Source organism: Vibrio sp. V03_P4A6T147, assembly GCF_002241085.1.
In the GTDB taxonomy this organism is placed as follows: Bacteria; Pseudomonadota; Gammaproteobacteria; order Enterobacterales; family Vibrionaceae; genus Vibrio; species Vibrio anguillarum.
The window spans coordinates 1-8,271 of record NZ_NDIO01000252.1 but is presented as its reverse complement, the minus strand read 5'-3'; the positions used below and the strand labels follow the sequence as shown (position 1 = coordinate 8,271).

Sequence of the window (8,271 nt, the reverse complement as noted above, 5' to 3'; positions counted from 1 at the left end):
TTTTGTAATGAACATTCATCATCACCATCACCCTAAATAATCTTTCGGGGAGATGTACGCATACCCGGGAGGCAGGAAACTCCCGGTGGTTAAGTCAAAGCATTTAGATTAAAACCCTCGGGAGAACGCAAATCTCCCGAGGGTTTTTTCATTTTGCTTTAACTCAATTCCAAATACATTCAATACATTGCACAGGGAAATTGTCATGCAAACACAACGCCTAAGAATTGCCATCCAGAAGAAAGGTCGCTTGAGCTCAGAGTGCCAAGACTTACTTAAAAAATGCGGCGTAAAATTCAATATTATGGGTGAGCGTCTTGTCGTTCACTCTCTCAATATGCCGATCGACCTACTGCTAGTGCGTGATGACGACATACCCGGGCTGGTGATGGACGGTGTGGTTGATCTCGGTTTCATTGGTGAGAATGAGCTGGAAGAGGTGCGTTTAGAACGCTTGTCGCAAAATAAGAAAAGTGAGTTTGTTTCACTGCGCCGTCTTGATTTTGGTGGCTGCCGCTTATCCATCGCGATCAATAAAGACCAGCAGTACAACGGCCCTCAAGATTTGGCGGGTAAACGCATCGCCACAACTTATCCGCAGTTACTCAAAGCGTACATGGATGAAAAGGGCATTGATTTTAGCACTTGTGTGCTCACCGGTTCTGTTGAGGTTGCGCCACGAGCTGGCCTAGCTGATGCGATTGCTGACCTTGTTTCTACTGGCGCAACATTAGAAGCGAATGGTCTCAAAGAGGCTGAAGTTATCTTCCAATCCAAAGCAACACTCATTCAGCGTCAAGGTGAATTCAGTGAAGATAAGCAAGCATTGATTGCTCGGTTATTGACGCGTATGCAAGGTGTGATTCAAGCCAAAGAGTCCAAATACATCATGCTGCATGCTCCGGTTGATCAATTAGAAGCAATTAAAGATTTACTTCCGGGAGCGGAAGACCCAACAGTGCTGCCTTTATCGGCGGAGAAAAATCGCGTTGCAGTGCATGTGGTCAGTACCGAGAACCTATTTTGGGAAACCATGGAGCGCCTAAAAGCATTAGGGGCGAGTTCTATTTTGGTTTTACCTATCGATAAAATGATGGAGTAACGGCGATGAGAACTGTCGTTTGGCAATCGTTGAGTGAAACTCAGCAAGATTCAATTTTAGAACGCCCGGCTATTACTGAAGGAGCTAATGTCACTGCTGCCGTGAGCGCCGTGATTGCGCAGGTGAAAGCGCAAGGTGACCAAGCGTTAATTGAGTTAACTGAAAAATTTGACCGCGTGAAACCGGATTCAATTCGCGTCTCAAGTGGTGAGATTGATGCGGCGTGCGAGCGTCTTTCTGACAAGATGAAACAAGCACTTCAACAAGCTTATGAGAATATTACTAAGTTCCATAAAGCACAAAAGCTGCAACCGATCAAAGTAGAAACGCAGCCGGGAGTGGTGTGTGAACAAGTCACGCGTCCAATTAATACGGTGGGCTTATACATTCCCGGAGGCAGTGCGCCTTTACCTTCTACCGTATTAATGTTGGGTGTTCCTGCACAAATTGCAGGGTGTCGTAAAGTGGTGCTCTGCTCACCGCCACCGATTGCGGACGAAATCCTCTACGTGGCCAAGCTGTGTAACATTGATGAGGTGTACAACATTGGTGGTGGTCAAGCGATTGCAGCAATGGCTTATGGGACTAAATCCGTTGCTAAAGTAGACAAAATCTTCGGCCCCGGTAATGCCTACGTGACAGAAGCAAAACGTCAAGTGAGTAATGATTTTCGCGGTGCAGCGATTGATATGCCAGCGGGTCCTTCGGAAGTGTTGGTGATTGCTGATGATACGGCTGATGCCGATTTCATCGCGGCTGATCTGCTTAGCCAAGCTGAGCACGGACCTGATTCACAAGTTGTGTTAGTGACCCCTTCAGCGGTGATTGCCGATCAAGTAACAGATGCAGTGCAAAAGCAGCTAAAAAGCTTATCTCGCGCCGCCATTGCAGAAAAGGCCTTGGCTTCTAGTTTGATCATTATCGCTGAGTCTTTGACCCAAGCGGTTTCTATCTCGAACTACTACGGCCCTGAACACTTAATTGTGCAAACGCGGAACCCTCGTGAGCTGTTGCCGTTACTTGATAACGCTGGCTCAATTTTCTTAGGTGAGTGGTCACCAGAATCAGCTGGTGACTACGCTTCGGGTACCAACCACGTTTTACCAACATACGGTTACACGCGTACTTATTCTAGCCTTGGTTTAGCTGATTTTAGTAAGCGCATGACGGTGCAAGAACTCAGCGCAGAGGGCTTACAAGGGTTAGCGCCAACCGTGGTCACAATGGCAGAAGCTGAAGGATTGGATGCACACAAACGTGCGGTCACCATTCGAGTCGAAAAATTGCAAAAGGCGAAAAAATAATGGAAAAACTGGCTCGTAAGCAAATTCAAGCACTGAAACCTTACTTATCGGCTCGCCGTATTGGCGGCAGTGGTGATGTGTGGCTCAATGCCAACGAATCGCCATTCAATAATGAGTACAAAACCGATTTTGTGCGTTTGAACCGTTACAGTGATTGCCAACCCAAAGCTATGATCGATGCGTATGCGGCTTATGCCAAGGTACAGCCAGAGCAGGTGTTGACCTCACGCGGTGCTGATGAAGGGATTGAACTTTTGATCCGCGCATTTTGTGAGCCCAATCAAGACGCTATTTTATACTGTCCGCCGACTTATGGTATGTACGCGATTAGCGCTGAAACGTTCGGTGTCGAGCGTAAAGTGGTGCCATTGACAGCGGATTGGCAGCTCGACCTGCCAGCCATTCGTGCCAATTTGGACCGCGTGAAGTTGATCTTCGTTTGTAGTCCTAATAATCCAACCGGCAATTTGGTTAAGCGGCAAGATATTATTGCTTTGCTGGAAATGACTAAAGACCGCGCTATTGTTGTGATGGATGAAGCCTACATTGATTTCTGTCCAGAAGCCTCAACCGTTGATTTATTAGCGCAATACCCGAATTTGGCGATTTTACGCACCTTATCCAAAGCGTTTGCGCTTGCAGGTTTGCGCTGCGGTTTTACCTTGGCCAATAAAGAGCTGATTGATGTGCTGCAGAAGGTAATTGCACCTTATCCCGTGCCAATTCCGGTAGCAGACATTGCCGTGCAAGCGTTATCGGAAGCTGGGCTTGCTCGTACCAAATTCCAAGTGTTGGATCTCAATGCAAACCGTGCTTACTTACAAGCAGGGTTGTATATGGTGCCTAATTTAACTGTGTTTGAAGGATGGGGAAACTATCTATTAGTGAAATTTCCCGATGGCGATGCATTGTTTAAAGCCGCTTGGGATCACGGCATCATTTTACGCAATTCTCCGATTGAAAATTGCGTGAGGATCAGTATCGGTAATCGCGAAGAGTGTGAAAAAACACTCGCTTTTATTCGCAATTATTATCAGTAATCGAGCACCATAAATAGCCCAAAATGAATAAGAGCCAGTCGTTTAAGTGACGTTACTGGCCAATAGAAAAGGATATTCCAGTGAGCAAACAGCAAAAAATTCTCTTTATTGATCGTGACGGCACCTTAATTGTTGAGCCTCCGGTCGATTTCCAAGTTGATCGTTTAGACAAACTGAAACTAGAGCCGTATGTGATCCCAAGCCTACTGGCTTTGCAGGCTGCGGGTTATCGGCTGGTGATGGTCACCAACCAAGATGGACTGGGGACGGATAGCTATCCTCAAGCGGATTTCGATGCCCCTCATGCGATGATGATGGACATTTTTCAGTCCCAAGGAGTGATCTTTGATGATGTGCTGATTTGCCCGCACTTTGAAAAAGATAATTGCTCTTGCCGCAAACCCAAACTGGGGATGGTTAAAGAGTATCTGCAAGGAGGCAAAGTCGATTTTCAGCAATCAGTGGTGATTGGCGATCGAATGACCGACCTGCAACTGGCTGAAAATATGGCGATCCGTGGTATTCAGTATCATCCGAAAAGTATGGGATGGCGTGAAATAGTTAAAGACTTAACCGTGAAAGCGCGCAGCGCCGAAGTGGTAAGAACCACTAAAGAGACCGACATTAAAGTAGCGGTCAATTTGGATGAAACGGGTGGTAATCAGATTACAACGGGGTTAGGTTTTTTTGACCACATGCTTGACCAAATCGCAACCCATGGTGGTTTTCAATTGAAGTTGAGCGTCAATGGTGATCTGCACATTGATGATCACCACACCATTGAAGATACCGCATTAGCACTCGGGCAAGCCTTAAAAGAGGCATTAGGCGATAAGCGTGGCATTGGTCGTTTTGGTTTTTCGTTGCCGATGGATGAGTGTTTAGCACAATGCGCGCTCGATCTATCGGGTCGCCCTTATCTGAAATTTGAGGCCACCTTTACACGTGAGCAAGTGGGCGATCTCTCCACTGAAATGGTATATCACTTCTTCCGTTCATTAACCGACACTTTGGCCTGTACGCTACATCTCTCATCCAATGGCGAGAATGATCACCATATTATTGAAAGTTTGTTTAAGGCTTTTGGCCGCACATTGCGCCAAGCCATTAAAGTGGAAGGCAATGAACTACCTAGTAGCAAAGGAGTACTGTAATGTCGTCAGTCCGCGAAGCGATGAGTGATAACAGCCGCCAGCCGCAAAAGGTCGTCATCATTGATACAGGCTGCGCTAATGTTTCTTCCGTGAAATTTGCCATCGAACGCTTGGGTTACCCAGTCACTATTTCAAAAGATCCTGATGTGGTGTTGACGGCAGATAAGCTGTTTTTACCCGGTGTCGGTACGGCAAGTGAGGCGATGAAAAATCTGCAACAGCGCGATTTAATCACCTTGGTGAAGCAGGTTGAAAAGCCACTGCTCGGCATCTGCTTAGGCATGCAACTGTTAGGTCAGCTGTCAGAAGAAAAAGGACAGCAAGCTAACGATCAAGCTAATGACATTGTTGAATGCTTGGGTTTATGTGACGGCGAGGTTCGCCTGATGGATACAGGCGATTTACCACTGCCACATATGGGTTGGAACACGGTCAATGCCGAAAGAGGCCATCCTCTGTTTAAAGGCATTGAGCAAGGCGAATATTTCTATTTTGTCCATAGCTACGCCATGCCCGTCGGTGAATACACGATTGCCGAATGTGAATACGGTAAGCCTTTCACCGCGGCGCTGCAAAGCGGTAATTACTATGGTGTCCAATTTCACCCAGAGCGCTCATCCAAAGCTGGCTCAGCACTGATCAAGAACTTCTTGGAATTATAAAAGGGAATTAGCAATGATTATTCCAGCATTAGATTTAATTGATGGCCAAGTGGTTCGCTTATTTCAAGGCGATTATGGTCAAGTTACCGAATACAAAGTGGATCCTGCAGAGCAGTTTCGCCTCTATCATCAGGCTGGATCTAACTGGTTGCACCTTGTCGATTTAACGGGTGCAAAAGATACCTCAGCCCGACAGCTTGATCTGATTGCCAAACTGCTTGCCAGTACCCCTGCCAATATTCAAATTGGTGGCGGTGTGCGTAGTGAGCAAGATGTGGTGGATTTATTAAATGCGGGTGCGCAGCGCGTGGTTGTCGGTTCTACGGCCGTAAAACAGCCTGAATTAGTCAAAGGATGGATGGAAAAGTATGGCGCAGAAAAAATTGTGCTAGCGCTCGACATCAACATTGATCAAGACGGCACACGTAAAGTGGCCATTTCAGGTTGGCAAGAAGATTCAGGTGTAACGATAGAAGCCTTGATTGATGATTACCTAACGGTCGGTTTGACACACGTATTGTGCACTGATATTTCCCGCGATGGCACACTAGCCGGTTCTAACGTTGAGTTGTATATCGATTTATGCAAACAGTACCCACAAGTACAGTTTCAATCCTCAGGTGGTATCGGTAGCTTAGCGGACATCAAAGCCTTAACAGGCAGTGGTGTTGCTGGCGTGATCGTCGGTCGTGCCTTATTAGATGGTAAGTTCACCGCTCAGGAGGCATTCGAATGTTGGCAAAACGCATAATCCCTTGTTTGGATGTCCGCGATGGACAAGTAGTGAAAGGGGTGCAGTTTCGCAATCACGAAATCATTGGTGATATCGTACCGCTTGCAAAACGCTACGCCGAAGAGGGCGCGGATGAGTTGGTGTTTTACGACATTACCGCGTCGAGTGATGGCCGAGTGGTGGATAAAAGTTGGGTGGCGCGTGTCGCGGCAGTGATTGATATTCCATTTTGCGTCGCGGGCGGTATTAAATCTGCCGAAGATGCTGCGCGAATTTTAGAATTTGGTGCAGATAAAGTCTCCATTAACTCTCCAGCACTCGCTAACCCACGGTTGATTACTGACTTGGCGGATAAATTTGGCGTGCAATGTATTGTGGTCGGCATTGACTCTTACTTCGATCAAGAAACGGGTCAGTATCAGGTCTATCAATTTACTGGCGATGAGACGCGCACCAAAGCAACACAGTGGCAAACTTGCGATTGGGTACAAGAGGTACAAAAACGTGGTGCGGGTGAAATCGTATTGAATATGATGAACCAAGACGGCGTGCGTAATGGTTATGATCTACAGCAACTCCAGAAGGTACGTGCTGTGTGTCGCGTGCCACTTATCGCTTCTGGTGGGGCAGGAACGATGGAGCACTTTGCGCAAGCTTACCAACAAGCTCATGTCGATGGCGCGTTGGCGGCATCGGTTTTTCACAAGCAGATCATCAATATCGGCGAATTAAAACAATATTTACAAGCAGAAGGTGTAGAGGTAAGACGATGAGTTTTCAAGTATCGAGTGCGGTTGCACTTTCTGAGCGTATTGATTGGAACAAAGTTGATGGCCTTGTTCCGGCGATAGTGCAAGATTTTAAATCAAGTCAAGTGCTTATGATGGGTTACATGAACCAAGATGCGTTGCAAAAAACCGCGCAAACAGGCCAAGTGACGTTCTTTTCTCGCAGCAAACAGCGCCTTTGGACCAAAGGAGAGACCTCTGGTCATGTGTTACAGTTGAAAAACATGGCGCTCGATTGTGATAACGACACTTTATTGGTCAAAGTGAATCCCATTGGGCCAACGTGCCATACTGGAACCACAACCTGTTGGGATAACGATGCACAAGAAGAGTCTCAAATGGTGTGGCTTCATCAGCTTGAGCAGCTATTGGCTGCCCGCAAGAGTGCCGACCCTGATTCCTCTTACACCGCTAGCCTTTATGCCCGTGGAACAAAGCGTATTTCGCAGAAAGTGGGCGAAGAGGGAGTTGAAGTTGCGCTTGCGGCGACGTCGGGCGATAAGGCGGAGTTAGTGTGTGAGTCTGCTGATTTGATTTATCACTTATTGGTGCTATTGCAAGACCAAGGATTAGCGTTGAGTGATGTGATTGATAAGCTTAAAGAACGCCATAAATAAACACAGTGAAGCCTCTTAAATTAAAGAGGCTTCCGTTTTTTGAGAGCGGTGTTAGAGGGTAATTTCTTTCCACTCACCGGGTTGTAGATCGCCTAAAACAATGTCGCCCATCGCGTAGCGCACTAAGCGCAGTGTTGGAAAGCCAATATGCGCTGTCATACGTCGTACTTGCCGGTTTTTACCTTCAGTAATGGTAATCGCAAGCCATGTGGTTGGAATTTGTGCGCGAAAACGAACCGGTGGATTACGTTCCCACAAGGTAGGTGGTTGCAAAATCTCAACCTTGGCAGGCAGCGTCATGCCATCTTTTAGCTCTACACCTTGGCGCAATTTATCTAAATCGTTTTGAGCGGGTTCTCCTTCTACTTGAACCCAATACGTTTTTGGTAATTTTGACTGCGGCTGCGTTAGTCTTGCTTGCAAGATGCCGTCATTGGTGAGCACCATCAAACCTTCGCTGTCTCTGTCCAAGCGACCTGCGGCATACACCTCTTTTACGGGAATAAAATCAGCGAGAGTTTTGCGCCCATCACCATCGGTAAACTGGCTTAGCGTATCAAAAGGTTTATTAAAGATGATGACTTTTCGATCAGCAAGTGATACTCGTTTTTTTACCTCTTCTGCAGATGAGGAGGAGCGGGCGGTTGAACGCTGATGTGGATCGTGCCGTTTAAAATGAGAAGAGCCTGAGGGTTTTGATACTGATGAAGAATCACGACGCAAGCGGGATGACATGTTAACTACCTTGCAAAAATGTAAATGAAGTGTGTTTGAAAGTTTTCTGAACTTTGGATTTAAGCTATGATTTGCGCGCCCAGAAACAGGATTGACGCACAAGATAATAGACTATTATCCTAGTTTTGTTTAATTA

At 46.6% G+C, this 8,271-nt stretch carries 9 protein-coding genes and 1 other annotated feature; of the genes, 8 read left to right on the top strand and 1 reads right to left on the bottom strand.

Annotation, left to right across the window (positions count from 1 at the left end; all coding sequences use genetic code 11):
• The first annotated feature begins 15 nt into the window (after positions 1–15).
• Positions 16–152 (top strand) — a sequence feature (His leader region).
• A 53-nt stretch (positions 153–205) separates the two neighbouring features.
• The 8 genes from hisG to hisIE all read left to right on the top strand — a co-directional run bounded on the left by hisG (position 206) and on the right by hisIE (position 7,400).
• On the top strand, positions 206–1,102 hold the full coding sequence (gene hisG / locus B9J84_RS09925) for an ATP phosphoribosyltransferase (protein WP_026027608.1): 897 nt from the start codon (positions 206–208) through the stop codon (positions 1,100–1,102).
• A 5-nt stretch (positions 1,103–1,107) separates the two neighbouring features.
• Positions 1,108–2,406, top strand: coding sequence for a histidinol dehydrogenase (gene hisD, locus B9J84_RS09920; RefSeq protein WP_013857097.1), 1,299 nt, complete (start codon positions 1,108–1,110; stop codon positions 2,404–2,406).
• Positions 2,406–3,446, top strand: a complete 1,041-nt coding sequence (gene hisC / locus B9J84_RS09915) for a histidinol-phosphate transaminase (protein WP_094124048.1) — start codon at positions 2,406–2,408, stop codon at positions 3,444–3,446. Before hisD ends, hisC begins: the two co-directional genes overlap by 1 nt.
• A gap of 80 nt (positions 3,447–3,526) precedes the next feature.
• On the top strand, positions 3,527–4,600 hold the full coding sequence (gene hisB / locus B9J84_RS09910) for a bifunctional histidinol-phosphatase/imidazoleglycerol-phosphate dehydratase HisB (RefSeq protein ID WP_094124047.1): 1,074 nt from the start codon (positions 3,527–3,529) through the stop codon (positions 4,598–4,600).
• Positions 4,600–5,262, top strand: coding sequence for an imidazole glycerol phosphate synthase subunit HisH (hisH, locus tag B9J84_RS09905; protein ID WP_094124046.1), 663 nt, complete (start codon positions 4,600–4,602; stop codon positions 5,260–5,262). The genes hisB and hisH overlap by 1 nt, the downstream gene beginning before the upstream one ends.
• Positions 5,263–5,275: 13 nt before the next feature.
• Positions 5,276–6,013, top strand: coding sequence for a 1-(5-phosphoribosyl)-5-[(5-phosphoribosylamino)methylideneamino]imidazole-4-carboxamide isomerase (hisA, locus tag B9J84_RS09900; protein WP_094124045.1), 738 nt, complete (start codon positions 5,276–5,278; stop codon positions 6,011–6,013).
• Positions 5,995–6,768, top strand: a complete 774-nt coding sequence (gene hisF, locus B9J84_RS09895) for an imidazole glycerol phosphate synthase subunit HisF (RefSeq protein WP_094124044.1) — start codon at positions 5,995–5,997, stop codon at positions 6,766–6,768. Before hisA ends, hisF begins: the two co-directional genes overlap by 19 nt.
• Positions 6,765–7,400, top strand: a complete 636-nt coding sequence (gene hisIE / locus B9J84_RS09890) for a bifunctional phosphoribosyl-AMP cyclohydrolase/phosphoribosyl-ATP diphosphatase HisIE (RefSeq protein WP_094124043.1) — start codon at positions 6,765–6,767, stop codon at positions 7,398–7,400. Before hisF ends, hisIE begins: the two co-directional genes overlap by 4 nt.
• A 51-nt stretch (positions 7,401–7,451) precedes the next feature.
• Here hisIE and B9J84_RS09885 read toward each other — a convergent pair whose 3' ends face one another.
• Positions 7,452–8,135, bottom strand: coding sequence for a pseudouridine synthase (locus tag B9J84_RS09885; RefSeq protein ID WP_404206793.1), 684 nt, complete (start codon positions 8,133–8,135; stop codon positions 7,452–7,454).
• Between the last annotated feature and the right edge of the window lie 136 nt (positions 8,136–8,271).